Annotated in this window: 22 protein-coding genes; 18 read left to right on the forward strand and 4 right to left on the reverse strand. The window is 69.6% G+C overall.

Going from position 1 to position 26,990, the window contains the following annotated elements; translation table 11 throughout:
* Nucleotide 1: 1 nt before the first annotated feature.
* The 12 genes from kdpA to L3Q65_RS45575 all read left to right on the forward strand — a co-directional run bounded on the left by kdpA (nt 2) and on the right by L3Q65_RS45575 (nt 14,438).
* Nucleotides 2–1,663 carry a potassium-transporting ATPase subunit KdpA gene (gene kdpA / locus L3Q65_RS45520; protein WP_237598408.1) on the forward strand — a complete coding sequence of 554 codons (1,662 nt, stop codon included), beginning with the start codon at nt 2–4 and terminating at the stop codon, nt 1,661–1,663.
* Complete coding sequence (gene kdpB / locus L3Q65_RS45525) at nt 1,660–3,753, forward strand: potassium-transporting ATPase subunit KdpB (protein WP_237598409.1); 2,094 nt, start codon at nt 1,660–1,662, stop codon at nt 3,751–3,753. Before kdpA ends, kdpB begins: the two co-directional genes overlap by 4 nt.
* A gap of 1 nt (nt 3,754) precedes the next feature.
* Nucleotides 3,755–4,366, forward strand: coding sequence for a potassium-transporting ATPase subunit C (locus tag L3Q65_RS45530; RefSeq protein ID WP_237598410.1), 612 nt, complete (start codon nt 3,755–3,757; stop codon nt 4,364–4,366).
* Nucleotides 4,367–4,371: 5 nt separating this feature from the next.
* Nucleotides 4,372–6,930: a sensor histidine kinase KdpD gene (locus L3Q65_RS45535; RefSeq protein ID WP_182895603.1), complete on the forward strand. Its 2,559-nt coding sequence runs from the start codon at nt 4,372–4,374 to the stop codon at nt 6,928–6,930.
* Nucleotides 6,927–7,625, forward strand: coding sequence for a response regulator (locus tag L3Q65_RS45540; RefSeq protein WP_037810222.1), 699 nt, complete (start codon nt 6,927–6,929; stop codon nt 7,623–7,625). Before L3Q65_RS45535 ends, L3Q65_RS45540 begins: the two co-directional genes overlap by 4 nt.
* A 77-nt stretch (nt 7,626–7,702) precedes the next feature.
* A complete protein-coding gene (locus L3Q65_RS45545; protein WP_237598411.1) occupies nt 7,703–7,954 on the forward strand; it encodes a hypothetical protein in 252 nt (83 codons plus the stop codon).
* Between the two features lie 30 nt (nt 7,955–7,984).
* Nucleotides 7,985–8,266 (forward strand): hypothetical protein, encoded by a 282-nt coding sequence (locus L3Q65_RS45550; RefSeq protein WP_182895605.1) that lies wholly within the window; start codon nt 7,985–7,987, stop codon nt 8,264–8,266.
* Nucleotides 8,267–8,535: 269 nt separating this feature from the next.
* Nucleotides 8,536–8,832 carry an acylphosphatase gene (locus L3Q65_RS45555; protein WP_182895606.1) on the forward strand — a complete coding sequence of 99 codons (297 nt, stop codon included), beginning with the start codon at nt 8,536–8,538 and terminating at the stop codon, nt 8,830–8,832.
* A 179-nt stretch (nt 8,833–9,011) separates the two neighbouring features.
* Nucleotides 9,012–12,614, forward strand: coding sequence for a chromosome segregation protein SMC (gene smc, locus L3Q65_RS45560; RefSeq protein WP_182895710.1), 3,603 nt, complete (start codon nt 9,012–9,014; stop codon nt 12,612–12,614).
* A gap of 136 nt (nt 12,615–12,750) precedes the next feature.
* A complete protein-coding gene (locus L3Q65_RS45565) occupies nt 12,751–13,293 on the forward strand; it encodes a hypothetical protein (RefSeq protein ID WP_220508429.1) in 543 nt (180 codons plus the stop codon).
* A 155-nt stretch (nt 13,294–13,448) separates the two neighbouring features.
* A complete protein-coding gene (locus L3Q65_RS45570; protein WP_182895607.1) occupies nt 13,449–13,790 on the forward strand; it encodes a beta/gamma crystallin domain-containing protein in 342 nt (113 codons plus the stop codon).
* 150 nt (nt 13,791–13,940) lie between these two features.
* Entirely contained in the window at nt 13,941–14,438 is a 498-nt protein-coding gene (locus tag L3Q65_RS45575; protein WP_182895608.1) for a hypothetical protein, read from the forward strand.
* A gap of 55 nt (nt 14,439–14,493) precedes the next feature.
* Here L3Q65_RS45575 and L3Q65_RS45580 read toward each other — a convergent pair whose 3' ends face one another.
* Both L3Q65_RS45580 and L3Q65_RS45585 read right to left on the reverse strand, forming a co-directional pair.
* Complete coding sequence (locus L3Q65_RS45580; protein ID WP_182895609.1) at nt 14,494–16,059, reverse strand: sodium:solute symporter; 1,566 nt, start codon at nt 16,057–16,059, stop codon at nt 14,494–14,496.
* Between the two features lie 9 nt (nt 16,060–16,068).
* Nucleotides 16,069–17,283 (reverse strand): anhydro-N-acetylmuramic acid kinase, encoded by a 1,215-nt coding sequence (locus L3Q65_RS45585; protein WP_182895610.1) that lies wholly within the window; start codon nt 17,281–17,283, stop codon nt 16,069–16,071.
* Between the two features lie 140 nt (nt 17,284–17,423).
* Between L3Q65_RS45585 and ftsY the strand changes: the two genes are divergently transcribed.
* On the forward strand, nt 17,424–18,785 hold the full coding sequence (gene ftsY / locus L3Q65_RS45590; RefSeq protein ID WP_237598412.1) for a signal recognition particle-docking protein FtsY: 1,362 nt from the start codon (nt 17,424–17,426) through the stop codon (nt 18,783–18,785).
* Between the two features lie 34 nt (nt 18,786–18,819).
* Nucleotides 18,820–19,314: a GNAT family N-acetyltransferase gene (locus L3Q65_RS45595; RefSeq protein ID WP_237598413.1), complete on the forward strand. Its 495-nt coding sequence runs from the start codon at nt 18,820–18,822 to the stop codon at nt 19,312–19,314.
* Here the strand turns inward: L3Q65_RS45595 and L3Q65_RS45600 are convergent.
* Complete coding sequence (locus L3Q65_RS45600; RefSeq protein ID WP_182895613.1) at nt 19,307–20,071, reverse strand: IclR family transcriptional regulator; 765 nt, start codon at nt 20,069–20,071, stop codon at nt 19,307–19,309. The genes L3Q65_RS45595 and L3Q65_RS45600 overlap by 8 nt on opposite strands.
* 108 nt (nt 20,072–20,179) lie before the next feature.
* On the opposite strand from L3Q65_RS45600, the gene aceB reads away from it, so the two are divergent.
* On the forward strand, nt 20,180–21,754 hold the full coding sequence (gene aceB, locus L3Q65_RS45605) for a malate synthase A (RefSeq protein ID WP_237598414.1): 1,575 nt from the start codon (nt 20,180–20,182) through the stop codon (nt 21,752–21,754).
* Nucleotides 21,754–22,950, forward strand: coding sequence for an aldolase/citrate lyase family protein (locus L3Q65_RS45610; protein ID WP_182895615.1), 1,197 nt, complete (start codon nt 21,754–21,756; stop codon nt 22,948–22,950). The genes aceB and L3Q65_RS45610 overlap by 1 nt, the downstream gene beginning before the upstream one ends.
* A 54-nt stretch (nt 22,951–23,004) precedes the next feature.
* On the opposite strand, the gene L3Q65_RS45615 is transcribed toward L3Q65_RS45610, so the two are convergent.
* Nucleotides 23,005–23,424 (reverse strand): nuclear transport factor 2 family protein, encoded by a 420-nt coding sequence (locus L3Q65_RS45615; protein WP_237598415.1) that lies wholly within the window; start codon nt 23,422–23,424, stop codon nt 23,005–23,007.
* Nucleotides 23,425–23,555: 131 nt separating this feature from the next.
* On the opposite strand from L3Q65_RS45615, the gene htpG reads away from it, so the two are divergent.
* Both htpG and L3Q65_RS45625 read left to right on the forward strand, forming a co-directional pair.
* Nucleotides 23,556–25,442: a molecular chaperone HtpG gene (gene htpG / locus L3Q65_RS45620; protein WP_237598416.1), complete on the forward strand. Its 1,887-nt coding sequence runs from the start codon at nt 23,556–23,558 to the stop codon at nt 25,440–25,442.
* Nucleotides 25,443–25,511: 69 nt separating this feature from the next.
* A complete protein-coding gene (locus tag L3Q65_RS45625; protein ID WP_182895617.1) occupies nt 25,512–26,852 on the forward strand; it encodes an 8-oxoguanine deaminase in 1,341 nt (446 codons plus the stop codon).
* Nucleotides 26,853–26,990: the final 138 nt, after the last annotated feature.

The raw sequence follows: 26,990 nt of genomic DNA on the forward strand, positions 1-26,990 counted from the left end.
GATGAGTGACGTCGCGGCCGGCTTCCTGCAAGCCGGCATGCTCCTGGTCGCCCTCGCGGTGGTCTACAAACCCCTCGGCGACTACCTCGCCCGCGTCTTCTCCACCGAGAAGCACCTGCGGGTCGAGAAGGCCCTGTACAAGGTCGTCCGGGTCGACCCGGACACCGAGCAGCACTGGAAGACCTACGCCTCCGGCGTGCTCGGCTTTTCGTTCGTCTCGGTGATCCTGCTGTACCTGGTGCAGCGCCTGCAGTCGATCCTGCCGTGGAACTTCGATCGCGGCCCGGTATCGCCTGCCGTCGCGTTCAACACCGCGGTTTCCTTCGTGACCAACACGAACTGGCAGTCCTACACGCCCGAGACGACCATGGGCCACTTCGTCCAGATGGCCGGGCTCACCGTGCAGAACTTCCTGTCCGCGGGCGTCGGGCTGGCCGTGGCGATCGCGGTGACGCGCGGGTTCGTCCGCTCGCGCACCGACCGGCTCGGCAACTTCTGGGTCGACCTGACCCGCGGCACGATCCGCGTGCTGCTGCCGATGGCGTTCGTGTTCGCGATCGTCCTCGTGGCGCTCGGCGTGGTGCAAAGCCTCCGTTCCGGCGTCGCGGTGACCAACCCGGACGGCAGCACCAGCACGATCGCGCTGGCCCCGGCGGCGAGCCAGGAAGTGATCAAGGAACTCGGCACGAACGGCGGCGGCATCTTCAACGCCAACTCCGCGCACCCGTTCGAAAACCCGAACGTCTGGACCAACCTCGTCGAGATCTTCCTGATCCTGGTGATCCCGGTCTGCCTCACCCGAGCTTTCGGGCAGCTGGTGGGCAACCGCAAGCAGGGCTACGTCCTGCTGTCGGTGATGGCCGGTCTGTGGGCCGCGATGCTCGCGGTGATCTGGACGTCCGAGACGCACACGAACAGCCCCGCCGCGCTGGCCGCGGGCGGGAACTTCGAGGGCAAGGAACAGCGGTTCGGGCTCAGCCTGACGTCGCTGTTCGCCGACACCACCACCGGCACCTCGACCGGCGCGGTGAACGGCGCGCACGACAGCCTGTCCGGTCTCGGCGGCGGGGGCGCGATGCTCAACATGCTCTTCGGCGAGGTTTCGCCGGGCGGTGTGGGCACCGGGCTGTACGGCATCCTCGTGATGGCTGTGATCGCGATGTTCCTGGCCGGCCTGATGGTCGGCCGGACTCCGGAGTACCTGGGCAAGAAGCTCGGCAAGCGCGAGGTCACCTGCGCGGCGATCTCGATGCTGGCGATGCCCGTCGTGGTGCTGCTCGGCTCCGGCATCGCCCTGATGATCCCGAGCACGCGAGACGCGCTCGCCAACTCGGGATCGCACGGACTGTCCGAAGTCCTTTACGGCTACACGTCCGCGGGCAACAACAACGGCAGTGCCTTCGGCGGGCTCACCGCGACCAGCGACTGGTTCCAGGCGTCGCTGTCGGTGGCCATGCTGATCGGCCGGTTCGTGCCGATCGTCGCGGTGCTTTGCCTGGCGGGTTCCCTTGCCGCGCAGAAGAAAGTCCCGGAAACCGCGGGCACGCTGCCCACCACCGGGCCGCTGTTCGGGACGTTGCTGACCGGCACCGTCGTCCTCGTCGCGGCTCTCACGTTCATCCCGGCGCTTGCGCTGGGGCCGATTGCAGAGGCATTGGCATGAGCATTACCCAAGAGCGGACTCCGGAACAGGAGACGCAGCACCACGTCGAAAACGCCGGACGCGTCGGAGCGGGCGTGTTCAGCCCGAAGCAGCTGTGGGCGTCCATGCCGGACGCGCTGCGCAAGCTGAACCCGCGCCACCAGCTCAAGAACCCGGTGATGTTCGTGGTGTGGGCCGGTTCGGTCCTCACCACCGTCTTCGCGGTCACCGACCCGAGCGTGTTCTCGATCCTCATCGCGGTGTGGCTGTGGTTCACCGTCGTGTTCGCGAACCTGGCCGAGGCGGTCGCCGAAGGGCGCGGCAAGGCGCAGGCGGAATCGTTGCGGCGGACCAAAAAGGAGACCGTCGCGCGGCGGCTCACTGAGGACGGTTCCGAGGAGCAGGTGCCCGGCGTGGACCTGCGGGTCGGCGACCGCGTGGTGGTCGAGGCGGGCGAAGTGATCCCGGGCGACGGCGACGTCGTCGAGGGCATCGCCACGGTCGACGAATCGGCCATCACCGGCGAGTCGGCCCCGGTGATCCGGGAGTCCGGCGGCGACCGGTCGGCGGTCACCGGCGGCACCACGGTGCTGAGCGACCGGATCGTGGCGCGGATCAGCACCAAGCCCGGCGAGTCCTTTGTGGACCGGATGATCGCGTTGGTGGAAGGCGCTTCCCGGCAGAAGACGCCGAACGAGATCGCGCTGACCATCCTGCTGTCGACGCTGACCATCATCTTCCTGCTCGCCGTCGTGGCGCTGCAGCCGATGGCCGCCTACTCCGGCAGCGAGCAGTCGGTGATCGTGCTGACCGCGCTGCTGGTCTGCCTGATCCCGACGACGATCGGCGCGCTGCTGAGCGCGATCGGCATCGCCGGGATGGACCGGCTGGTGCAGCGCAACGTCCTCGCCACCTCCGGCCGCGCGGTCGAAGCCGCGGGCGACGTGTCGACACTGCTGCTGGACAAGACCGGCACGATCACCTTCGGCAACCGGCGCGCGACCGAGCTGATCCCGGTCGGTTCGTCCACTGTGGACGACCTGGCGCGCGCGGCCCGGTTGTCCAGCCTCGCCGACGGCACGCCGGAAGGCCGCAGCATCGTCGAGCTGATCGCCGAGCAGCACGGGCTGCCCGGGGAACCGGACGACAGCGAAAAGCTCGCCGAGTTCGTACCGTTCACCGCGCAGACCCGGATGAGCGGCGTCGACCTCGATGGCCGCGAGGTCCGCAAGGGCGCGACGTCGGCGGTGCGCCAATGGGTGCGCGAACGCGGCGGCGACGTGCCGGACGAGACCGAACACGTCGTGGACGAGATCAGCCAGCAGGGCGGGACCCCGCTGGTGGTCGCGGAAGCGGCGGGCGGCACGGCGTTCGTACGCGGCGTGATCCGGCTGTCGGACGTGGTGAAGCCGGGCATGAAGGAGCGCTTCGAGGAACTGCGCTCGATGGGCATCAAGACGGTGATGATCACCGGCGACAACCCGCTCACCGCGAAGGCTATCGCGCAGGACGCGGGCGTCGACGACTATCTCGCCGAGGCCAAGCCCGAGGACAAGATGGCGCTCATCAAGAAGGAGCAGGAGGGCGGCAGGCTCGTCGCGATGACCGGCGACGGCACGAACGACGCGCCCGCGCTCGCGCAGTCCGACGTCGGCGTGGCGATGAACACCGGGACCATGGCGGCGAAAGAGGCAGGCAACATGGTCGACCTCGACTCGAACCCGACGAAGCTGATCGAGATCGTCGGGATCGGCAAGCAGCTGCTGATCACCCGCGGCGCGCTCACCACCTTCAGCGTGGCGAACGACCTGGCGAAGTACTTCGCCATCCTGCCGGCGATGTTCACCGGCATCTTCGCCCAGCTGGGCGCGCTCAACATCATGCACCTGGCGACCCCGAAGTCGGCCATCCTGTCCGCGGTCGTCTTCAACGCGCTGATCATCGTCGGGCTGATCCCGCTCGCCCTGCGCGGCGTGCGGTACCGGCCGTCGTCGGCGTCCGCGCTGCTGCGCCGCAACCTGCTCGTCTACGGCCTCGGCGGCATCGTGAGCCCGTTCCTCGGGATCTGGGTGATCGACCTGATCGTGCGCCACATTCCAGGGATTGGCTGACATGAACGTTTTGCTCAAGCAGACCTGGGCCGGCCTGCGCCTGCTCATCGCGATGACCGTGCTGCTCGGCATTGTTTACCCGCTGGGCGTGTGGGCGGTGTCCCGCATCCCCGGCCTCCAGGGGCACGCCGAGGGCTCGGTGGTGACGCAGAACGGCCAGGCCGTCGGCTCGTCGCTGATCGGGATCGACCCGGTGCCCGCCGACCCGGCGCACGACCCGTGGTTCCACAACCGGCCCTCCGCCAGCTCGAAGGACGTGCTCGGGCCGGGCGACCCGTCGACCTCGGGGCCCTCGAACAAGGGCCCGTACAACGAGGATCTGACCAAGGCCATCGCGCAGCGGCGGGAGCTGATCGCCAAGCGCGAAGGCGTCGACCCGGCGGAGGTGCCCGCGGACGCGGTGACTGCCTCGGGTTCGGGCCTCGATCCGGCGATCAGCGTCGCGTACGCCGATCTGCAGGTGCTTCGAGTCGCGCGCAACACCGGGCTGAGCGAGGAGAAGGTGCGGCAGCTGGTCGCGGACAACACGACGGGCAACGGGATCGGCGTGCCGGGCGTGAATGTGCTCCAGCTCAACCTTGCCGTGCATTCGACCGCGCCTGGCGCACACTGAACACTGTGAGCGCACCTGACACACCACCGAAGCCGCGCCGAGGCGAACTCCGCATCTACCTCGGCGCGGCTCCGGGCGTCGGCAAGACCTTCGCCATGCTCGGCGAAGCACGCCGCCGGCTCGACCGCGGCACCGACGTGGTCGTCGGCCTGGTCGAAACGCACGGCCGCAAGAAGACCGCCGACCTGCTCGACGGGCTCGAGGTCGTGCCGCGGCGCACGGTCGGGCATCGCGGGCACGAGTTCGCCGAGATGGACCTCGACGCGGTGCTCGCCCGCGCGCCCGAGGTCGTCGTCGTGGACGAGCTGGCGCACACGAACGTGCCCGGCGGGCGGCACGAGAAACGCTGGCAGGACATCGACGAGCTGCTCGAAGCGGGCATCGACGTGCTGTCCACGGTCAACGTCCAGCACCTGCAGAGCCTCAACGACGTCGTCGAGCGCATCACCGGCGTCACCCAGCAGGAAACCGTGCCGGACGAGGTCGTGCGCCGCGCGGAGCAGCTGGAGCTGGTGGACATCACGCCGGAGGCGCTGCGGCGGCGGCTCGCGCACGGCAACGTCTACCCGGCCGAGCGCATCGACGCCGCGCTGGGCAACTATTTCCGGCCCGGCAACCTCACCGCTTTGCGCGAGCTGGCGCTGCTGTGGGTGGCCGACCAGGTCGACGTCGCGCTGCAGCGTTACCGCGCCGAGCAGAAGATCACCGATACGTGGGAAACGCGCGAACGGGTGGTCGTGTCGATCACCGGCGGCCCGGAAAGCGAGACGCTGATCCGGCGCGCGAGCCGGATCGCCAACCGGGCGGGCGCGGAACTGCAGGTCGTGCACATCCTGCGCGGCGACGGCCTCGCCGGGCTCGGGCCGACCGCGATGGCCCGCTGCCGCACGCTGGCCGAGGAGGTCGGCGCGACCTTCCACGCGGTGGTCGGCGACGACGTTCCGACGGCGTTGCTCGACTTCGCCCGCGGGGTCAACGCGACTCAGCTGGTGATCGGCACCTCGCGGCGTTCCCGGGTCGCGCGGCTCTTCGACGAGGGCATCGGCGCGACCGTGATCCAGCAGTCCGGTCCGATCGACGTGCACATGGTCACGCACTCCTACGCCGGCGGACGACTGCGGGCGCGGCTCGGCGCGAGCCCGCTGGCGCCGTCGCGGCTCGTGCTGGGCTGGGTGTTGAGCATCCTGGCACCGGTCATCGCGACCGGTCTCGGCGTGCTGCTGCGCGACGCGGTCGAGTTCTCCACCGACGTCATCCTCTTCGTCCTTTCGACGGTCATCGTCGCTTTGGTGGGCGGGCTCGGTCCGGCTTTGGTGGCGGCGATTTTCGGTGCCGGGCTGTTGAACTTCTTCTTCACCCCGCCGCTGTACACGCTGGACGTGCACAGTCCGCAGAACGTCGTGACGCTCATCGTGATGGTCGTGGTGGCGGTGATGGTGGCCTTGGTCGTCGCTTCTGCCGCGCGGCGTGGAGTGGCCGCGGCGCGAGCTCGGACGGAGGCGTCGTTGCTGGCGTCTTATGCGCGCACAGTGCTGACCAATCCGAATCCGATCGAGCGGTTGCTGGAGAAGGTGCGGGAAAACTTCGGGCTCACTTCCGTGACGCTGCTGGAGAAACGCAATGGCAAGTGGGACAAGGTCGCGCTGTCCGGCGGCGAGCCGTGTGCGGATCCGGATGAGGCCGATGTGGACATCGCGGTGACCGCTGACGTGCACCTGACGTTGCGCGGTCGCGCGTTGCCCGCGGCGGACCGCCGGGTGCTGGAAGCCGTTGCGGGACAAGCGTTGCTCGCCCTGCGGCAGCAGCGGATGGCCGCGGCCGCGGCGGCCGCCGAGCGGAAAGCCGAGGCGACCGAACTGCGCACGACGCTGCTGTCCGCGGTCGGACATGACCTGCGGACGCCGCTCACATCCATCAAGGCGGCGATCGGCAGCCTGCGCGCGCCGGACCTGTCTTTGTCCGATGAGGACACTGAGGAACTGATGGAAGCCGTGGAACTGTCGGCGGACCGGCTCGCCGGACTGATCGACAACCTGCTCGACTCTTCGCGGCTCGCTACCGGTGCGGTCACCCCGCACCTGCGGCCGGTCGGCTACGACGAGGTGGTCGCGCACGCTTTGTCCAATGTGGACAACTCGCAGAAGGTGCAGGTATCCGTGGACGCTCGATTGCCTTCGGTGCAAGCAGATCCGGGCCTGCTGGAACGGGTGATCGCGAACGTGCTCGACAATGCTCTCCGGCACGGCGGCGGCGACGTTTCCGCGCGGGCGAGCGCGCATTCGGAGTTCGTGGAACTGCGGATCGTCGACCACGGCAAGGGTCTGCGCAAGGGCGCCGCGGAGTCCGCGTTCGCGCCGTTCCAGCGGCTGGGCGGGGACCGGGACTCGACGCCCGGCGTCGGGCTCGGCTTGTCTGTCGCGAAGGGGTTCACCGAGGCGATGGGCGGTACGGTTCGCGCCGAGGACACTCCTGGTGGAGGGTTGACCGTGGTGATCTCGCTGCCGGCCTGCACCGGCCGGGAACTCGTGGAAGCCGAACCGGCGGAGGAGGGGGTGGCGCGATGACGGCCGATCCAGCGGCGACGGTGCTGGTCGTCGACGACGAACCGCAGATCGTGCGCGCGTTGCGGATCAACCTCAACGCACGCGGGTACAAGGTGATCACCGCCCACGACGGGACGGCCGCGCTGAAAGCGGTCGCCGAAACGAAACCCGACGTGGTGGTGCTGGATCTCGGCCTGCCCGATCTGGACGGCACCGAGGTGATCGCGGGCCTGCGCGGCTGGACGACGGTGCCGATCATCGTGCTGTCCGCGCGCGGCGATTCGGCGGACAAGGTCCAGGCGCTCGACGCGGGCGCGGACGACTACGTGACCAAACCGTTCGGAATGGACGAACTGCTCGCCCGATTGCGGGCCGCGGTGCGGCGCTCGTCGGTCGGCGGGACGGACGGCGCGGAAGCGGTGGTGGACACCGGATCGTTCACCATCGACCTGGCGGCGAAGAAGGTGCTGCGCGAGGGTCGCGAGGTGCACCTGACCAAGACCGAATGGGGAGTGCTGGAACTGCTGGTGCGCAACCGGGGACGGCTGGTGGCGCAGAAGCAGCTGCTGCACGAGGTGTGGGGGCCGTCGTATGAGACGGAATCCCATTACCTGCGGGTGTATCTGGCACAGTTGCGGCGGAAGCTGGAGCCGGAGCCTTCCCGGCCGCGGCATCTGCTTACCGAACCCGGCATGGGGTACCGCTTCGAAGCCTGACCTGGCCGGAAAGCCGTGAGGGGCTCCTTGAAGGAATCTGATTCCCGCAAGGAGCCCTTCGCGGACTTCAGCGGCTGGTGGAACTCGTCGGGCCAGAGTCCGAAGTGGACACGCTCGGCGACGAGGACGACGACGGCTGGCCGCCGGTGGAGCTGCTGCCAGAGCTGGGCGGCGGGCTGTCCGGAGGCGACGAGGGGGTGCTCGGCGGGGTGGAAGGCGTCGTCGACGCAGTGGAGCTGGTCGGCGGTTTCGGCGTCGTGGGGTGGCTGGTCGGCTGGTCGCTGCGGTCCGAAGTCGTGCCCGGCACGGGCTGCCCGCCACCCGGCTGACCGCCCGGCTGACCGGCGTTCGGCGGCGGCGTGATCACGCTCGTGGTCGGCTTCCCGTCCGGACCGACGGCCACCACCGTGGTCGGGGTCGGCGGGGCGGTCTGGCCGGGGGTCGGCGAGCCGGGGACGGTCATCGGGCCGCCGGGGACGGCGTTGCCCGGCACGACCACCTGGGAACTGCCCTGGAAGCCGCCCTGGCCGCCGCCGGTGGTGTTCGTCGCGGTGTCGGTGACCGAGCCGGGGCCGGCCAGTTCGGCGACCGCGGCGAAGGCCGTGGCGACCACGAGGCCGCTGACGCCCAGGATCGCGTAGCCGGAGCGGCTCAGCCTCCCGCTCGCGCCCTTCGGCGGAGCGGTGGGGGCAGCGCTCACCGCGATCTCGGGCGACGCTGAGCTTGGTTCAGGCCCGTCGGGACGGGACATGCAGGCTCCTTAGAAGAGTCAACGCTCAAGTCGAGGGGCGGCACGGGGGAGCGGGGCTCCGGCCCCGGATGCCAGGCGGGAGGTTATCACTGCTCAGGACCCGTTCGCGCGACCGAGGGACGGGACCGTCACCGTCCGCAGCCGGGGGCGTGCGGCAGGATGGGGCCGGTGAACGAGCAGGAATCGCCCGTCCGGCTGGCCGCCTGGGTGCACGGGCAGGTGCAGGGTGTCGGTTTTCGCTGGTGGACCCGGAGCCGGGCGCTGGAACTCGGACTGGCCGGATTCGCGAGGAACCTCCCGGACGGCCGTGTCGAGGTGGTCGCGGAGGGTAGCCGGGACAACTGTGCGCGATTGCTGGCCGCGCTGCGCTCCGGAACCTCACCCGGAAGAGTGGATCAGGTAGTTGAACGCTGGACCGCCGCGAAAGGCGGCCTCGAAGGGTTCGCCGAACGCTGAGGCCGGTGAGGCGGCTGCGGCTGATGGGGTGCTTGGGGTTGCCGGGGCGGTCGGATCTGTGCTAGGCGCGCCCGGGCGGCCCGGCCTCCCACGGCGGCGGAGAACCCCCGGGTAGCCTGTCCCGAACCGGGGGAACCGGTAGCCATCCAGTACCCGTGGCCAAGAGGGGTCGGCAGCACGTGCACCTGAAAAGCCTGACGCTCAAGGGCTTCAAGTCCTTCGCCTCGGCGACCACGCTGCGCTTCGAACCCGGCATCACCTGCGTGGTCGGCCCGAACGGCTCCGGAAAGTCGAACGTCCTCGACGCGCTGCGCTGGGTCATGGGCACCCAGGGCGCGAAGGACCTGCGCGGCGGCAAGATGGAGGACGTCATCTTCGCCGGCACGGCGGGCCGCGCCCCGCTCGGCCGCGCCGAGGTCACGCTCACCATCGACAACGCCGACGGCGCGCTGCCGATCGAGTACGCCGAGGTCTCCATCACCCGCCGGATGTTCCGCGACGGCGCGAGCGAGTACGAGATCAACGGCGACCGCTGCCGGCTGATGGACGTGCAGGAACTGCTGTCGGACTCCGGCATCGGCCGCGAGATGCACGTCATCGTCGGGCAGGGGCAGCTGTCGGCGATCCTGGAGTCGAAGCCCGAGGAGCGGCGCGCGTTCATCGAGGAGGCCGCCGGCGTCCTCAAGCACCGCAAGCGCAAAGAGCAGACTCTGCGCAAGCTCAACAACATGCAGGGCAACCTCGACCGGCTCACCGACCTCACCACCGAACTGCGCCGCCAGCTCAAACCGCTGGGCAAACAGGCCGAGATCGCCCGCAAGGCCCAGTCGGTCCAGTCCGACCTGCGCGACGCCCGGCTCCGGCTGCTGGCCGACGACCTGGTCACCCAGCGCGAGTCCATCCAGCGCGACGAGGCCGACGAGCGCACCGCCCGCCAGCGCCGCGCCGAGGTCGAGCAGGCACTGGAAATCGTGTCCGCCGAAGAGACCGAGCTGGAGGCCTCGCTCGCCGAGGACGCGCCGCGGCTGCAGATCGCGCAGGAGACCTGGTACAAGCTGTCCGCGCTCACCGAACGGCTGCGCGGCACCGTGCGGCTGGCTGTGGAACGTCAGCGGCACCTTTCTTCCGACGTCTCCGCGCCGACCGGCGGTCGCGATCCGGAAGAGTTGCTTGCCGAGGCCGAACAGGCCGCGGAGCGCGAGCAGGAGCTGACCGAGGCTGTCATGGAGGCCCGCGAACTTCTCGCGGAAACCGTGCTGCGGCGCGAAGATCTCGAACAGCGAGTGCAAGCCGCGGAGCGCGCGCACTGGGCCGCGGTCCGCGCGATCGCCGATCGACGCGAGGGCATGGCGAAGCTGACCGGCCAGGTCGAAGCGTTGCGCAGCAAGAACGGCGCGACCGCGGAAGAGGTCGACCGGCTCACCGTCGGGCTGCAGGAAGCGGCCGAGCGCGCCGAGATCGCGGTCGAGGAGCTGGAAGAAGCCAAAGCCGTCGGCGGCACGGAAGAATCCGACGACGCCGAGCTGCAGCAGCGCCACGATCGCGCGGTCGAGGCGAACAACGCCGCCAAGGCTCGCGTCGAAGAGCTGGTGAAGGCCGAGCGCGGTTCCGAGCGCGAGATCGCGTCGGAGAAGGCTCGCGTCGAGGCGTTGTCGATGGGCCTCAAGCGCAAGGACGGCGCGGGCGCGCTGCTCGGCGCGTCCGCCGAACTGCCGGGCTTGCTCGGTTCGGTCGCCGCGTTGCTCACCGTGCAGCCGGGGCACGAGGTCGCGCTGGCCGCCGCGCTCGGGCCGGTGGCCGACGCGGTCGCGGTGTCCGGCGGCGAGAACGCGCTGTCCGCGCTGAAGTACTTGAAGGACACCGATTCCGGCCGTGCGGGGATCGTTCCGGTCGGCACCGGGTCCACTGTGGACACCAGTTCGTGGCCGGCGCTGCCCGAGGGCGCCCGCTGGGCTCGCGAGGTCGTCAGCGCGCCGGAGCAACTGCGGCCCGCGGTCGAGAAGGCGCTGGACCGGCTCGCGCTGGTGCCGGATCTGGACGCCGCGCGTCAGCTCGTGGCCCAGCACCCGCAGGTGCGCGCGGTCACCGCCGAGGGCGATGTCTTCGGGGCCAACTGGATCGCCGGCGGTTCGGCCGCCCGCGAGAGCGTGATCGAGGTCCAGGCGGCGGTCGACGAGGCGCAGGAACGCTTGCGCACGGCCGAACGCGCGCTGGAGCAGTACTCCGCCGAGCTGGAAGGCGCGCGTGCCGAGCAGCAGTCCCGGCGCGAAGAGGTCGGCCAGGCGAAGGACGCGCTCGGCGAGGCCAAGGTGCGCAAGGCCCGTTCGTCCGAGCGGCTCAACCGGTTGCAGCAGGCGGCGCGGTCCGCGCAGGCCGAGGTCGAACGGCTGACCCAGCAGCGCGCGAAGGTCGAGCAGAGCCGCGAACAGGCGCTGGAACAGCTGGCGGAGCTGGAAGAACGGCTCGCCGCGGTCGCCGAACAGCCGGTCGAGGACGACCCGGACACCGCCGAGCGCGACGAAGCCGCCGAGCAGCTCGCCGTGGTGCGGCAGGAAGAAGTCGAAGCGCGTCTCGCCCAGCGCACCGCCGAGGAACGCGCGCGCAGCATCGCGGGGCGAGCGGAATCGTTGCGCCGCGCGGCTTATGCCGAGCAGCAGGCCCGTGAGCGCGCGGCCAAGGCCCGGGAAGCCCGGGAGCGCGGCGCGGAAATCGCGAACGCGGTCGTCAACGCCGGTGAATTCGCGTTGGAGCGCATCGAAATCTCGGTGCAGCGCGCGGCCGCCGAGCGTGACGAAGCCCAGGCGCAGCGCCAAACCCGCGAAACCGCGCTGACCGCAGTGCGTGCGAAGGTGCGCGAGCTCTCCGGCGAATTGGAGAAGCTGACCGACGCCGTGCACCGCGACGAGGTGCTGCGCGCCGAGCAGAAGCTGCGGCTGGAAACGCTGGAAGCCAAGATCGCCGAGGACTTCGGCATCGGGCTGGCGGACCTGGTCGAGGAGTACGGCCCGAACGTGCCGGTGCCGCCGAGCGCGGGCGAGATGGCCGAGTACGAGGCGGCCAAGGAACGCGGCGAGGACGTCACCCCGCCGCCGCCCATGCCGTACGACCGCGACACCCAGGCCCGCCGCGCCAAGCGCGCGGAGAAGGACCTGACCCTGCTCGGCAAGGTGAACCCGCTGGCGCTGGAGGAATTCGCGGCGCTGGAGGAACGCTACAAGTTCCTCTCCACCCAGCTGGAAGACCTCAAGGACACCCGCAAGGACCTCGAGGCCGTCATCAAGCAGGTCGACGAGAAGATCCTGGAGGTCTTCACCTCGGCCTACGCGGACGTGGCGCGCGAGTTCGAGACCGTCTTCGGCGTGCTGTTCCCCGGCGGCGAGGGCCGGATGGTGCTCACCGAGCCGAACGACCTGCTCGCCACCGGCGTCGACGTCGAGGCGCGCCCGCCGGGCAAGAAGGTCAAGCGGCTGTCGCTGCTGTCCGGTGGCGAGAAGTCGCTGGTGGCGGTCGGCATGCTGGTGGCGATCTTCCGTGCCCGCCCGTCGCCGTTCTACGTGATGGACGAGGTCGAGGCGGCGCTGGACGACACCAACATGCGTCGGCTGATCGGCCTGCTGGAGCAGCTGCGCGATTCGTCGCAGCTGATCATCATCACGCACCAGAAGCCGACGATGGAGATCGCCGACGCGCTGTACGGCGTGAGCATGCAGGGCGACGGCATCACCAAGGTGATCTCGCAGCGGCTGCGCACCGCGGAAGAGGAACCCGTCCCGGCGTCCTAGGCGGGTTGCGCCGATCGGGGCGATCCTGCCCGAACGGGCAGCTCTGCCCGGACAGCCGTCCGACGAGCCAACTGCCGCGGAATCCGCACGTCTTCAGGGGTGTTCGAAAGAAACGCATCCTGGAGGGGATTCGACAATGCGCACCATCGTGGCCCGCACCCTGATTTCCGGTTCGCTGCTCGGCGCCGCCCTCGCGGTCGCCGCGTGCGGCGGAGGCTCGCAGACCGGGCAAGCCGCGGCCGCGCCGAGTGCGCTCTCGGCCGCGCCGACCGCTTCTTCCGTGGCCGCACCGAGTTCTTCCGCCACGCCCACGCCGTCCGCCCAGGCCCCGACGCACCCGAGCAAGCCCAAGCCGCGCCCGGCCCCGGCCGAGGAACAGCCCGGCGACCGCCTGCCGGGCAAGGGAGAACTCGGCGACGGCGCCGACTGCGGCCCGATCGACGGCCCCGGCGGCAAGGTCGACGTGGTCACCGAGGCGATGCCGGCGGGCACGGTCGGCTGCACCGAGGCGATCACCGTGATGTCCGACTACCTGGCCCAGGCTCCGACCAAGGCGCAGGGCACCGGGCGCTTCCTCGACGTCGACGGCTGGAACTGCGGATACGACGGCGGAAACGGCGGCAGCAAGCAGATTTTCTGCGGCAGCAAGGGGCTTTCGTTCCATGGCAAGGCCGTCTGAGCGTTGGTCCCGGACCCCGGGTACGAACGGGTAGAAGCGGGCATCGCGGGTGTCGGCTCGGTGTCCGCGACTGGCACCGTCGAACTCGTCCGGCAGGGCGGTTTCCGCCGGGCTCACCTTCGAGGCAGCACTGGGAGAAAGGTTCCACAGCGATCATGCCTTCACTCGTCAAAAGACTCGCGATCGGCGGCGCCGCGGCGCTCGCGCTGGCCGGCACCGTTCCGGCCGGTCAGGCGTTCGCCATCGACCGGGTCGCCTGCAACGGCCGCACCGACTTCGTCCAGGTGCGCCTCGCGGGCGGAAGCCCGTGGGACGGCAGCGATGTCGCCTGCTTCGCCAACGGCGGAGCGACGTACGTGGATCTGGGCGGCGTCACCCGGGTCGACTCCGGCAACAACTCGGTCACCCTGTACTGGGACGGCGGCCGGACCGACCTCGGCCGGTGGCAGGGCGGCGACCTGAACTTCGTGCACGTGCGGCAGGTCGTCATCCACTGACGTATTCCTGACGGCGGCCCGGTTTCCCCTGGAACAAGGGGAAGCCGGGCCGTTCGCTGTGACGCGCAGCGGTCACACTGCCGACCCGGCGCGGCCCGCTTAGGGTGATCTTGGCCGATCGGCGGCCGGAAACCGGGGAGGGAATTCTTCATGCGCACGTTGGTGTCCAAAGCCGTTGTCACGGCGTCGATTCTCGCGTTCGGCGGGCTGGCCGCGGCTTGCGGCGGGAGCAGCGACCAGGCGGCCCCGTCGTCGGTTTCGGCCGCGCCGACCGCCGCTTCGGCGCCGGAAAGCCCTGCGGCCAGCACCAAGTCCGCGCCCGCGAGCAAGACGCACCGCCCGAGCAAGTCCCAGGAAGCCAGCCCGGACACCGGCGAAACGGTCGGCCCGCCGGTCGACTGCGGCCCGATCGACGCGCCCAACGGCAAGGTCGGCCTGATCGCCACCGAAACCAAGGCGGGCCGTCCTGGCTGCACCGAGGCGATCGACGTGATCACCGAGTACTTCCAGGACGCGCCGAAAAAGGCCGAGGGCACCGCGCACGTGCTGACCGTGAGCGGCTGGCAGTGCATGGCCGACACCGGCGCGCAGGGCAGCGGGCGGATCGGCTGCGACAAGGACGGCATGGTCTTCTACACGCAGCCGTAGCAGCCTCGTGAGTGTTTGTGCCGGTTAGAACCGGCACAAACACTCACGAGCTTTTCTACGCCGCGCTTTCCGCCGGTTCCTCCGCCTTCACCGCATTCGGGTCGGCGCCGCGCCGCCGCAGTGACAGCAGCCCGCCCACGATCAGCGTGATCAGCACCCCCGCGAAGGTGTACCAATACGTCGCCAGCGGCACGAGCGTCTTCGTCGCCGCGCCGAAGTGGATGTGCACCTCGGTGGTCGCCTTGTCGAATTTCACGAACAGGATCAGGAACGCCATCCCGATCACCGAGCAGGCGAACGCGATCACCGCGTCGGACTGGCGGGCCTTGCGCACCATCAGGCCGAGGAAGAACGACCCGAGCAGCGCGCCGTAGGTGTAGCCGACGATCCCGAGGCCCTGCTGGATCACCGGGTCCTTCGAGTTGGTGAACATCGAGGCGAACACCGCGAACACGGCCGCCCAGATGAGTGTCCACATGCGACCGTGCCGGAGCAGCTTGGCGTCCTCGATCGACTTGTGCGTGAACCGCTGGTAGAGGTCGGCGATGGTGGAGGTGGACAGCGCGTTGAGCGCGGACGCGAGCGCGCCCATGGTCGACGCGAGGATGCCGGCGATCAAGAGCCCGGCGAGGCCGACCGGAAGGTCGTTGACGATGAAGTTGGAGAACACGTCGTCGCCGGACATCTTCCCGGCCGCGACCGCGGTGGCCGTCGGGCCGTTCTTGCCGCCGGTGTAGACCCACAGCATCGCGCCGACGAGCAGGAACAGCGCGAACTGGACGAACACCACGATGGACGAGCCGATCAGCGCGCGCTGGCCGTCGCGCAGGTTCCGGCACGACAGCAGCCGTCCGACGATCAGCTGGTCCGCGCCGTGCGAAGCCATCGACAGGAACGCGCCGCCGACCACCGCGCAGAGGAACGCGTACGGGTTGGTGAGGAGGTTCGACGCGAAGTCGGTGAGCTGGAACCGGCCCTGGCTCGAAGCGATCTGCGTCCAGCCGGACGGCAGCTTCGTGGACAGGAAGATCACCGCGCCGATCGCGCCGAGGATGTAGAGCGACCACTGGATGACGTCGACCCAGATCACCGACTTGATGCCGCCGACGAACGCGTAGACCACGGTGAGCGCGGTCAGCAGCACGACGATGTGCCAGTACTCGGTGTGGATGCCGTAGTGGCCGAGGATCGCCTTGATCGGGATCGCCCCGGCGAACAGCCGCAGCCCCTCGGCGAGCAGCCGCGTCACCACGAAGGTGACCGACGCGGTGCCCTGCAGCCCGCGGCCGAAGCGGCGGCCGAGGAATTCGTACGCGCTCACGTAATTGCCGCGGAAATACCGCGGCAGCAGCACGAACGCGGCGATCACGCGGCCGATGATGTAGCCGAAAGCCACTTCCAGGAACAGGAAGGCGCTGCCGAACACGAGCCCGGGCGTGGAGATCACGGTGAGCGTGGACGTCTCGGTGGCCACCACCGAGAGCGTGACCGCCCACCACGGCATGCTGCGCTCGCCGACGAAGTAGTCGTTCGCGGACTTCTGTCTGCGTCCGACCAGCACGCCGATGACCGGCATCGCCGCGAGGTACACGATGACGATCACCAGATCGACTGGATTCATGGGGTTCTCCTACCGTGGTTGCCCGGATTCCGCGACCCGGAGCCGGGTCGCGGCGCCCCCCAGCGGGGCGGGGAGATTCAGGGGCGCCGCACCCGGCGTCAGCGCGCCGAGCAGGCGGGGACCGCTCGCTCCGGTGGCCGACGGCAGCGTCGCCGGGACGCCGCACCAGCTCAGCCAGCCGAGCAGCGCGGTCAGATAGGCCTCTTTTCCGGAGCCGGGGAGACCGAGGTCGTCGCTGGTGCGGAGCGCGCCGCCGGGCAGTTGCCGGGCGAGCGCGGCCATGGTCGCCGGGTTCGCGACGCCGCCGCCGGACGCGACAACGGTCGCCACGCCGTGCCGCCGGCATTCCGCGGCGACCGTCGCGGCGGTCAGTTCGGTGAGCGTGGCCAGCAAATCCTCCGGGGACAACGGCGGCAGCCCGGACAGGGCTGCGTTCAGGTATCCGCCGTGGAAGTGCTCTTTGCCAGTGGATTTCGGGGGAGCGGCGGAGAAATAGGGGTCGGCGAGCAGCCGGTCGAGCAGGTCTTTCCGGACCGACCCGGCGAGCGCGAGGCGTCCGTCGATGTCGGCGGACAGTTTGCCGTCGCTGACGTGGGCGGCGGCGAGATCGAGCAGCGCGTTGGCCGGGCCGGTGTCGTAGGCGAGCACCTTGTCCGACTGCGTGACCACGGTGATGTTGGCGATGCCGCCGAGGTTGAGCGCGGCCACCGGACGTCCGGTCTCCTCGGCGAGGCCGCGCAGCCACATCGCGTCGAGCGTGCTGGCCAGCGGCGCGCCCTGGCCGCCCGCGGTGATGTCCCGGATGCGGAGGTCGGCGATCACCGGCACTCCGGTGCGCTCGGCGATCCACGCCGGCTGGCCGAGCTGGAGCGTGCCGAGCGCGACGCCGTTTTCGACCCAGTGATAGACGGTCTGGCCGAGCGAGGCGATCACGTCCACCGGCCCGTACGCGGCGATGCCGAGCGCGGCCGCGTCCGCGAACGCCTGGCCGACCCGGGTGTCGAGGACGGTCAGCTGCCGCGCGCTGCTCGGCCGCGGCGGGAGGGCGTCGAGCAGATCCGTGCGGAGGTCGGCGGGATAAGGCACGTCGAGCTCGCCGAGCGGGGTGAGGACGACGGTCCCGGTGTCAGCGCGGATTTCGGCGACCGCGACGTCGATCCCGTCCACGGAGGTGCCCGACAGCAGCCCGAGGACGCGGAAACAGTGGCCGGCGGGGGTGGTCATCCGATGTGGTCTAGTCAACACCGGAGGGGTGGCGCAAGACGCTTTGTGGAGTCTTGGCCGAATCGGAACCGTTCGCGTTACTCGTTGGCCTCGCGGTGGGGTGTCCCGTGGCTTGTGCACGCGGATGACAGGATGGTGGCGTGTCGAGCACCTGGTTCTGGATCGTTGTCGTCGCCGTCGTCGTCCTGGTCGCCGTGCTGGTGTCCGGGCTGCTCATCGCGCGCAAGCGGCGGATCAGCATCGCCGAACAGCGCGAGGTCGAGGAGAAGCCGAAGGGCGGCGGGTACGCCGCGAGCGGCGGGATCTCTTTCGCGTCCGGCGGAACGGCCGTCGAGGAGAAACCCGAGCCCGCGCCTGAGCCCGAACCTGCTCCTTCGCCGGAGCCGGTGGTCGAGCATCCCGTCGAGGACCGCCCGGAGGTCGACGGGCAGCCCGCGGTCGGCGACGACGCCGCGGTACCGCGCGACTCCGACCAGCGCACGGTGCGCGACGTCAAGCTCCCCGAGCCGGTCGAAGAAGAGGCCCCCGAGGCGGTCGTCCCGGGAACGGTCGAGCCGATCGAGGAGATCGAGTCCCCGGTCGGCCGCCTGGAGCGCCTGCGCGGCCGCCTGTCGAAGTCCCGCTCGGTGTTCGGGCAGAGCCTGCTGGGCCTGCTCGGCGGCGGCGACCTGGACGAGGATTCCTGGCAGGACGTCGAAGACACGCTGCTCATGGCGGACCTCGGCGCCGCCACGACGACCCAGATCGTGGACCGCCTGCGCGACGAACTGAACCGCCGCGCAGTGCGCACCTCGGCGGAAGCACGCGAACTGCTGCACGAGGTGCTGACCGCGTCCCTGTCCACGGACGCCGAGCGCTCGGTCCGGGCCCTGCCGCACGAGGTGGACGGCAAGAAGCAGCCCGCGGTCGTGCTGGTCGCGGGCGTGAACGGCACCGGCAAGACCACGACGACCGGCAAGCTCGCCCGAGTACTGGTCGCCCAGGGCGGCACGGTCGTCCTCGGTGCCGCCGACACGTTCCGCGCCGCAGCCGCCGACCAGCTCCAGACCTGGGGCGATCGCGTGGGCGCGTCGGTCGTGCGAGGCAAGGAAGGCGCGGACCCGGCAGCGGTCGCGTTCGACGCGGTCAAGCAGGGCATCAGCGAGGGCGTGGACACGGTCCTGGTCGACACCGCGGGCCGCCTCCACACGAAGACCGGCCTGATGGACGAACTCGGCAAGGTGAAGCGAGTCGTCGAGAAGCAGGCGCGAGTGGACGAGGTGCTGCTCGTGCTGGACGCCACCACCGGACAGAACGGACTCGCGCAGGCACGGGTGTTCGCCGAGGTCATCGACGTGACGGGGATCGTCCTGACCAAACTGGACGGCACGGCCAAGGGCGGGATCGTGTTCCAGGTCCAGAAGGAACTGGGAGTGCCGGTGAAGCTCGTGGGTCTCGGCGAGGGGCCGGACGATCTGGCGCCGTTCGAGCCGGGTGCGTTCGTGGACGCTTTGCTGGGCTGACGGAAGCCTCGAAGAGAACGGTGGAGTCGACGAAGTGAGCCGCGTCACCCTTCGCCCGCTCGCCGAAGCCGACCGGGCACGCGTCCACGAGATCCTTTCCGCCCCGGAAGTCTCGCAGTGGTGGGGCGATCCCGACGAAGAAACCGACAGCCTCCTCGCCAAAGCCGAGGCGCAGGCCTACGCCATCGAGCACAACGGCGAGACTGTCGGCATCATCCAAAGCTGGGAAGAAGCCAGCCCGCGTTACCGCCACGCCGGAATCGACCTGGCCGTGCACCCCGGCCACTACGGGCTCGGGCTCGGCGCGGAGGCGATCCGGATCCTCGCCCAGCGCCTGTTCGACCGGGGACACCACCGGATCACCATCGACCCGGCGGCGGCCAACGTCCGCGCGATCCATGTGTACGAGAAGCTCGGTTTCCGGCGCGTCGGGATCCTCCGCGATTACGAGCAGGGGCTCGACGGCACCTGGCACGACGGACTGCTGATGGACCTCCTCGAAGGCGAACTCAAGGGCGAACTCAGGTAACCGGCAGCTGCTGCGAAAGCCGGTCCGCCACCTTCTGCACCACCGGCGCGATGTGGCTCACCGCGTCCGCTGTCAGGCGGCCGGACGGGCCGGACACCGAGACCGCCGCGGGGACCGGTGCGCCGGGGATCGCGACGGCGATGCAGCGCACCCCGAGTTCCTGCTCCGCCTCGTCCAGCGCGTAGCCCTGTCCGGCGATCTTCTTCAGCTCCACCGCCAGCGCGTCCGGGTCGGTGAAGGTGTGCTCGGTGTACGCGGGCATTCCGGTGCGCTCCAGCAGCGACGCGACCTCGCCCGCGGGCAGTTCCGCCAGCATCGCCTTGCCCACGCCGGTGCCGTGCGGCAGCAGGCGCCGTCCGACCTCGGTGAACATGCGCATCGAGTGCTTCGAGGGCACCTGTGCGACATACACCACCTCGTCGCGTTCCAGCACCGCCAGGTTCGCCGTCTCGCCGACCTCCTCGACCAGCTCCACCAGCAGCGGCCGCGCCCACGCGCCGAACTGCATGCTGGCGTTCTCGCCGAGCCGGATCAGCCGGGCGCCCAGCGCGTAGTGCCGGTTGGTGTTCTGCCGGACGTAGCCCAGCGACACCAGCGTGCGGATCAGCCGGTGGATCGTCGGCATCGGCAGCCCGGACAGGGTCGCCAGCTCCGACAGGCTGGCCTCGCCGCCGGTGTCCGCCAGGTGCTCCAGCAGCTCGAACGCGCGCTGCAGGGACTGGACGCCGCCGTCTCGTCCGCTCTTCTCAGCCGCCACCAGTGGTCCTCCTCACAGACCCGATTGATGTTCCGCTATGCAGAAACTATAGTCCGTCAGGTAAAAACCGTAGGGACGTTATCCAAAGCACTACTCGGGGTGTTGCGCATGTCTGAGGTCCAGGTTCTCGGCGGGTCCGTCGAGCGTGGGGACGAGATTCTGACGCCGGAAGCCCTCGCTTTCGTAGCGGGCTTGCACGACGAGTACGCCGCGCGGCGCGACGAACTCCTCGTCGCGCGGGGCAAGCGGCGCGAGGAGGCCCGTACCACCGGCCGCCTCGATTTCCTGGCTGAGACCAAGGAGATCCGCGACAGCGACTGGCAGGTCGCCGGCGCTCCGGAAGCGCTGCGCGACCGGCGCGTGGAGATCACCGGTCCCACCGATCGCAAGATGACCATCAACGCCCTCAACTCCGGTGCCAAGGTGTGGCTCGCGGACTTCGAGGACGCCAACACGCCGCACTGGGCGAACGTCGTGGGCGGCCAGGTCAACCTGTCCGACGCGATCCGCGGCACCATCACGCTCGACCAGAACGGCAAGCACTACGAGCTGAAGCCGGACGTCGAGCACGCCACCATCGTGGTCCGCCCGCGCGGCTGGCACCTCGACGAGCGCAACCTGACCTTCGGCGGGCGCAAGGGCGTCGGCGCGCTGGTCGACTTCGGCCTGTACTTCTTCCACAACGCCCAGGAGCTGCTCAACCGCGGCAAGGGCCCGTACTTCTACCTGCCGAAGATGGAAAGCCACCTCGAAGCGCGGCTGTGGAACGACGTGTTCACGCACGCGGAGAAGGCGCTCGGCATCCCGCACGGCACCGTCCGCGCCACCGTGCTGATCGAGACCATCCCGGCCGCGTTCGAGATGGAAGAGATCCTCTACGAACTGCGCGAGCACGCCTCCGGCCTCAACGCGGGCCGCTGGGACTACCTGTTCAGCGTCATCAAGTACTTCCGCGACGCGGGTGAGAAGTTCGTGCTGCCGGACCGCAACTCGGTCACCATGACCGCGCCGTTCATGCGCGCCTACACCGAACTGCTGGTGCGCACCTGCCACAAGCGCGGCGCGTTCGCGATCGGCGGCATGGCCGCGTTCATCCCGAGCAAGGACCCGGAAGTCAACAAGGGCGCCTTCGACAAGGTGCACGCCGACAAATCGCGGGAGGCCGGGGACGGCTTCGACGGTTCGTGGGTCGCGCACCCGGGCATGGTCGCACTCTGCAAGGAAGAGTTCGACAAGGTCCTCGGCGACAACCCGAACCAGCTCGAGCGCACCCGCGACGACGTGCAGGTGACCGCCGACCAGCTGCTGGACGTCGCCTCGACGCCGGGCAGCGCGACCGCGGCCGGTCTGCGCGCGGCGGTCGACGTCGGCATCCGCTACCTGGCCTCGTGGCTGGGCGGCAACGGCGCGGCGGCGATCCACAACCTGATGGAAGACGCCGCCACGGCCGAGATTTCGCGGTCGCAGGTGTGGCAGTGGGTCAAGAACGGCACGCAGCTGGACAACGGCGAGAAGGTCACCGCGGAACTGGTGCGCGGGGTCGTGGCCGATGTCCGCGGCGAGCTGGCGGCTGAGGTTTCCGACGATCTGCTGAAGCCCGCGGTCGAGCTGTTCGAGCAGGTCGCGCTGGCCGACGAGTTCCCGGACTTCCTGACCCTGCCGGCGTACGAGCACATCCAGTAATGGGCGGCGGACGGCTCGCCGAGGACGTCTACACCGCCGCCGACACGCGGTTGGCCGAGGCCGACGCGCGCGTGGCGGCGCGGTATCCCGGCGAGTCTCCGGGCCGTCGTCCGGTGCACACGGTGTATGTGCCGGCGTCGCAGTACCGCACGCGCCTGGTCGCCGACTGGGGCAAACAGGCGATGCGGGTTTTCGTCGAGCACGGCGATCTGCTGAACCTCGACCCGGCGGTGGCCGAGCGCGTCCGCGAGAAGCTCCTCACCGAGCCGATCGAGGATCTCCGCATCGACTTCGAGGACGGCTACGGCCATCCCGGCGACGAAGCGGAGGACGCGGCCGCGGAAGCCGCGGGGCGCACCCTCGCGACCACCGGCGGCACTCCGTTTGTCGGAATCCGGTTCAAGAGCTTCGAAGCCGCGACGCGGCGGCGGGGCATCCGGACGCTCGACCTGTTCCTGTCCGGCTTGCTGTCCGAAGGATCGCTGCCGGACGGATTCGTGGTGACGCTGCCGAAGGTCACCGCGGTCGAACAGGTCGAGGTCGCCGCGGAAGTGTTGGGGCGGCTGGAAACCGCGTACGGACTGGCGGACCGCGCGCTGCGGTTCGAGGTGCAGATCGAGACCGCGCAGTCGATCCTCTCGACCGATGGCACGGTTTCGGTCGCGCGGATCATCCAGGCGGCGGACGGCCGGTGCTCCGGGCTGCACTACGGGACCTACGACTACAGCGCGGGTCTCGGCATCAGCGCGGCGTACCAGAGCATGGCGCACCCCGCCGCCGACTTCGCGAAGCAGTTGATGCAGGTCGCGGCTGCCGGAACGGGCGTGCGGCTGTCCGACGGTTCGACCAACCGGCTCCCGGTGGGCGATGACCTGCCGGGCGCGTGGGCGGAGCACCTGCGCCTGGTGCGGCGGTCGCTGGAGAACGGCTTCTACCAGGGCTGGGACCTGCATCCGCACCAGCTGCCGACCCGGTACGCGGCGACGTACGCCTTCTACCGCGAGGGCGCCCCGGCGGCGGCCAAGCGGTTGCAGGACTACGCGTCGAAGACCGCCGGGGGAGTGCTCGATGAGCCTGCCACGGCGGAGGCGCTGGCCCGGTATTTGCTGGGTGGCTACAACTGCGGGGCGTTGGCGGAGGCGGAGCTGCCGTTCGAGGTGGCCCGGCTGGACGCGTACGCGCGGCGGCAAGCCTGAGAGACGTCGTGAGTGCCTATCACGGTTAGAACCGCGATAGGCACTCACGAGTCTTCAGCCGCGGCAGGCTTCGGCGATCGCCGCGGTGTCCCAGTAGAACGGCCGCACCTCGGCGATCCGCCCGTCCTCGATGCGCAGCGTCTGCAGGATCGGGAACTCCAGATCGCGTCCGGTCGTCCGCGTCCGGGCCCGGACCTGCGTGAGCACCACCGACGTCGCGCCGAGGGCGAGGAACTCCTGCTCGCCGATCTCGAACGACTCCCAGATCCGGCTCATCTCGAGGAAGAACTTCTCCAGCCCGGCGTGGCCGTGCCAGTCGCCGCCGAACGGCAGCCCGGCGGCCTGGTGCAGTACGACATCCTCGGCGAAATACGGGGCCAGCGGGGCAAAAGAAGCCGAATCGGGGCCGCCTGCGGCGAAATACTCGGCTTCGGCTCGGTACATGCCGTCGAGCACGGCTGCGGGATCAGTCACGGGCCCATCCTGGCCGTCCCGGGCGGGTGCGGCTGGCGGCAATCGGACTTCGCGGTCTCCGCACGTTCTGTCGTCCCTCCTCGGTAGACTTCACGCCGGTCTTTCAGGGGCGGAAAGGAAACACGAAAGCCATGGCTGAGGAAACCGGGACGGTCGAAACGCTGGAGTTCCAGTCCGAGGCGCGCCAGCTGCTGCAGCTGATGATCCACTCGATCTACTCGAACAAGGACATCTTCCTGCGCGAGCTGGTCTCCAACGCCTCCGACGCGCTGGACAAGCTGCGGCTGGAGACGTACCGCGACAAGGATCTGCGGGCCGAGACCGACAACCTGCACATCGAAATCCTCCTCGACTCCGAGGCGCGCACCCTCACCGTGCGCGACAACGGGATCGGGATGAGCCGGGACGACGTCGTCAACCTGATCGGCACCATCGCGAAATCCGGCACCGCCGACTTCCTGCGCAAGCTGAAGGAGTCGAAGGAATCCGCCGGCCAGGACCTGATCGGGCAGTTCGGCGTCGGCTTCTACTCGAGCTTCATGGTCGCCGACAAGGTCACCCTGGTGACCCGGCGCGCGGGCGCCGACGAGGGCGTCCGCTGGGAATCCGCCGGCGAGGGCACCTACACGATCGAGTCCCTCTCCGACGCGCCGCAGGGCACCTCGGTGACGCTGCACCTCAAGCCCGCCGACGACGAGGACCACCTCTACGACTACACGTCGCCGTGGAAGGTCCGCGAGATCGTCAAGCGCTACTCCGACTTCATCACCTGGCCGGTCCAGATGGCCAAGGAGGTCAAGGAAGGCGAAGAGAGCGGTCTCGAGACCGTCAACTCGATGAAGGCGCTCTGGGCGCGGTCGAAGGACGAGGTCTCCGACGAGGAGTACCACGAGTTCTACAAGCACATCAGCCACGACTGGACCGACCCGCTCGAGACGGTCCGGATGCAGGCCGAGGGCACCTTCGAGTACCAGGCGCTGCTGTTCCTGCCCTCGCGCGCACCGGTGGATCTGTTCATGCGGGACGCGAAGCGCGGCGTGCAGCTGTACGTCAAGCGCGTGTTCATCATGGACGACTGCGAAGCGCTGATGCCGAACTACCTGCGCTTCGTGAAGGGGGTCGTCGACGCGGCGGATCTGTCGCTGAACGTGTCGCGCGAGATCCTGCAGCAGGACCGGCAGATCCGCGCGATCCGGCGGCGGCTGGAGAAGAAGATCCTCTCCACGGTCAAGACGATGATGACCGAGGACGCCGAGAAGTACGCGACGTTCTGGCAGGAGTTCGGCCGCGCGGTCAAGGAAGGCCTGATCGACGACCCGGAGAACCGGGAGCAGATCCTGGAGATCTCGTCGTTCGACTCGACGCACCACGCGGACAAGCCCACCTCGCTGCGCGACTACGTGTCGCGGATGAAGGAGGGCCAGGAGCACATCTACTACCTGACCGGCGATTCGCGCACCGTCATCGAGAACTCTCCGCACCTGGAAGCGTTCCGCGCCAAGGGGTACGAGGTGCTGATCCTCACCGACCCGGTCGACGAGATGTGGACCGAGTCGGCGACCGGCTTCGACGGCAAGACGTTCCAGTCGGTCGCGAAGGGCGAGGTCGACCTCGGCGACGAGACGACTGACGAGAAGAAGGCCGAGTACGAGGACCTGCTGAAGTGGATGTCGGCGACGCTGTCCGACACCGTCAAGGAGGTCCGGCTGTCGTCCCGGCTGACGACGTCGCCGTCCTGCATCGTCGGCGACGCGGGCGATCTGACGCCGACGCTGGAGAAGATGTACCGCGCGATGGGCCAGGAGCTGCCGCCGGTGAAGCGGGTGCTGGAGCTGAACCCGGAGCACGCGCTGGTCACCGGTCTGCGCAAGGCGTTCGCCGAGCATCCGGAGGACGCTTCGCTGGCCGAGACGGCGGAGCTGCTGCACGGCATGGCTTTGCTCGCCGAGGGCGGCGAGCTGAAGGACCCGAGCCGGTTCCTGAACCTGGTGGCGGATCGCGCGGCCAAGGCGTTGTGACGGGTTTCGTGAGTGGCTGCCCCGAATCCGGGGTAGCCACTCACGAACCCTTCCGGAGGTGAGTGCCGCATGAGGACAGTCGTCGAGAACGCCGCGATCGCGACGGTCAGCGGTCCCGAATACCGCACCGGACATGTCGTGATCGAGGACGACCGCATCGCGGCTGTCGGTGACGGTGCTTTCGCCGGCGAGGCGGACGAACGCGTCGACGCGGGTGGCTGCCTCGTCACGCCGGGCCTCGTGAACACGCACCACCACCTCTACCAATGGGCCACCCGGGGCCTCGCCGCCGACCACACGCTGTTCGAGTGGCTCGTCGCGCTGTACCCGGTGTGGGCCAAGCTGGACGCGGAGATCACGCACGCCGCGGGCGCAGCCGGAATGGCACGGCTCGCCTTGAGCGGCTGCACCACGGTCGCCGACCACCACTACGTCTTCCCGGCCGACGGCGGCGACCAGATAGCCGCGCTCGCTGCTGCGCGGGAGCGGATCGGCTTGCGGTTGCACCTGGTCCGCGGCTCGATGGACCGCGGCGAATCGGACGGCGGGCTGCCGCCGGACAGCCTGGTCGAGACCGCCGAGGACGCCCTTCTCGGCACCGAAGCCGCGATCGACCGCTACCACGACGCCTCGCCGGGCGCGCACCTCCAGATCGCCGCTGGCCCGTGCTCGCCGTTCACCGTCACCGAGCGCCTGATGGCCGATTCGGCCGCGTTGGCCCGGCGCAAGGGCGTCCGGCTGCACACGCATTTGGCCGAAACCCAGGACGAGGAAAAGCAATGCCTCGCCGAAACCGGCCTCACGCCCGCGGAGTACGCGGACAAACTGGGCTGGCTGGCACCCGACGTCTGGCTCGCACACACCGTGCACCTCGCGCCCGACGCAATCCGTCGGTTCGGCGCGACGTCAACCGGTTCCGCGCATTGCCCGACGTCGAATGGCCGACTGGGCAGCGGAATCGCTCCCGTGCGGGACTTGCTCGACGCGGGCGCGCCGGTCGGTTTGGGCGTCGACGGCGCGGCTTCCAGCGAATCCGGCGGCTTGGCGGAGGAACTGCATCAGGCGTTGCTGCAGGCCCGGCAACGCGGCGGGCCGACCGGCCTAACGACGCGGGAAGCGTTGTGGCTAGGGACAATGGGCGGCGCACGCTGTCTCGGCCGGGAGCGCGACATGGGCTCGGTCGAGGTGGGGAAGCTCGCGGATCTGGCGGTGTGGGATCTGAACGGGCTGAACTACGCGGGCATCGAGGACCCGGTCGCGGCGCTGGTGCTGGCCGCGCCGCCGCCGCTGCGGAAGCTGTTCGTGGGCGGGAAAACGGTGGTAGACGCCGGGCAGCTCGCGACGGCCGACGAATCGGCGATCGCGGGGGAGCTGACGAAGGCGAGTGCTCGGCTGCGCGAAGACCGGTAGCCCGGTCCGGTGGGCCGTCCGCGAGAACGGCCCATCGGTTCCAGAGTCAGGCTCGTTCCACGGTCCACAGCGCAGTCGGCGCGTGGCAGATCCGCACTCCGGCGGCTTCGGGGCTGCCCCCGCTGTTGTTCAGGCAGA

The sequence above is a fragment of the Amycolatopsis sp. FU40 genome, from assembly GCF_021903635.1.
Lineage (GTDB): Bacteria > Actinomycetota > Actinomycetes > Mycobacteriales > Pseudonocardiaceae > Amycolatopsis > Amycolatopsis dendrobii.

What these genes read in the sequence shown, in the direction of transcription:
- L3Q65_RS45530 (WP_237598410.1), top strand. Translation starts at nt 3,755, where the DNA reads ATGAACGTTTTGCTCAAGCAGACCTGGGCCGGCCTGCGCCTGCTCATC.
- kdpA (WP_237598408.1), top strand. Translation starts at nt 2, where the DNA reads ATGAGTGACGTCGCGGCCGGCTTCCTGCAAGCCGGCATGCTCCTGGTC.
- L3Q65_RS45540 (WP_037810222.1), top strand. Translation starts at nt 6,927, where the DNA reads ATGACGGCCGATCCAGCGGCGACGGTGCTGGTCGTCGACGACGAACCG.
- L3Q65_RS45625 (WP_182895617.1), top strand. Translation starts at nt 25,512, where the DNA reads ATGAGGACAGTCGTCGAGAACGCCGCGATCGCGACGGTCAGCGGTCCC.
- L3Q65_RS45585 (WP_182895610.1), bottom strand. Translation starts at nt 17,283, where the DNA reads ATGACCACCCCCGCCGGCCACTGTTTCCGCGTCCTCGGGCTGCTGTCG.
- htpG (WP_237598416.1), top strand. Translation starts at nt 23,556, where the DNA reads ATGGCTGAGGAAACCGGGACGGTCGAAACGCTGGAGTTCCAGTCCGAG.
- L3Q65_RS45555 (WP_182895606.1), top strand. Translation starts at nt 8,536, where the DNA reads ATGGGGCCGGTGAACGAGCAGGAATCGCCCGTCCGGCTGGCCGCCTGG.
- L3Q65_RS45580 (WP_182895609.1), bottom strand. Translation starts at nt 16,059, where the DNA reads ATGAATCCAGTCGATCTGGTGATCGTCATCGTGTACCTCGCGGCGATG.
- kdpB (WP_237598409.1), top strand. Translation starts at nt 1,660, where the DNA reads ATGAGCATTACCCAAGAGCGGACTCCGGAACAGGAGACGCAGCACCAC.
- L3Q65_RS45570 (WP_182895607.1), top strand. Translation starts at nt 13,449, where the DNA reads ATGCCTTCACTCGTCAAAAGACTCGCGATCGGCGGCGCCGCGGCGCTC.
- aceB (WP_237598414.1), top strand. Translation starts at nt 20,180, where the DNA reads ATGTCTGAGGTCCAGGTTCTCGGCGGGTCCGTCGAGCGTGGGGACGAG.
- L3Q65_RS45575 (WP_182895608.1), top strand. Translation starts at nt 13,941, where the DNA reads ATGCGCACGTTGGTGTCCAAAGCCGTTGTCACGGCGTCGATTCTCGCG.
- L3Q65_RS45565 (WP_220508429.1), top strand. Translation starts at nt 12,751, where the DNA reads ATGCGCACCATCGTGGCCCGCACCCTGATTTCCGGTTCGCTGCTCGGC.
- L3Q65_RS45610 (WP_182895615.1), top strand. Translation starts at nt 21,754, where the DNA reads ATGGGCGGCGGACGGCTCGCCGAGGACGTCTACACCGCCGCCGACACG.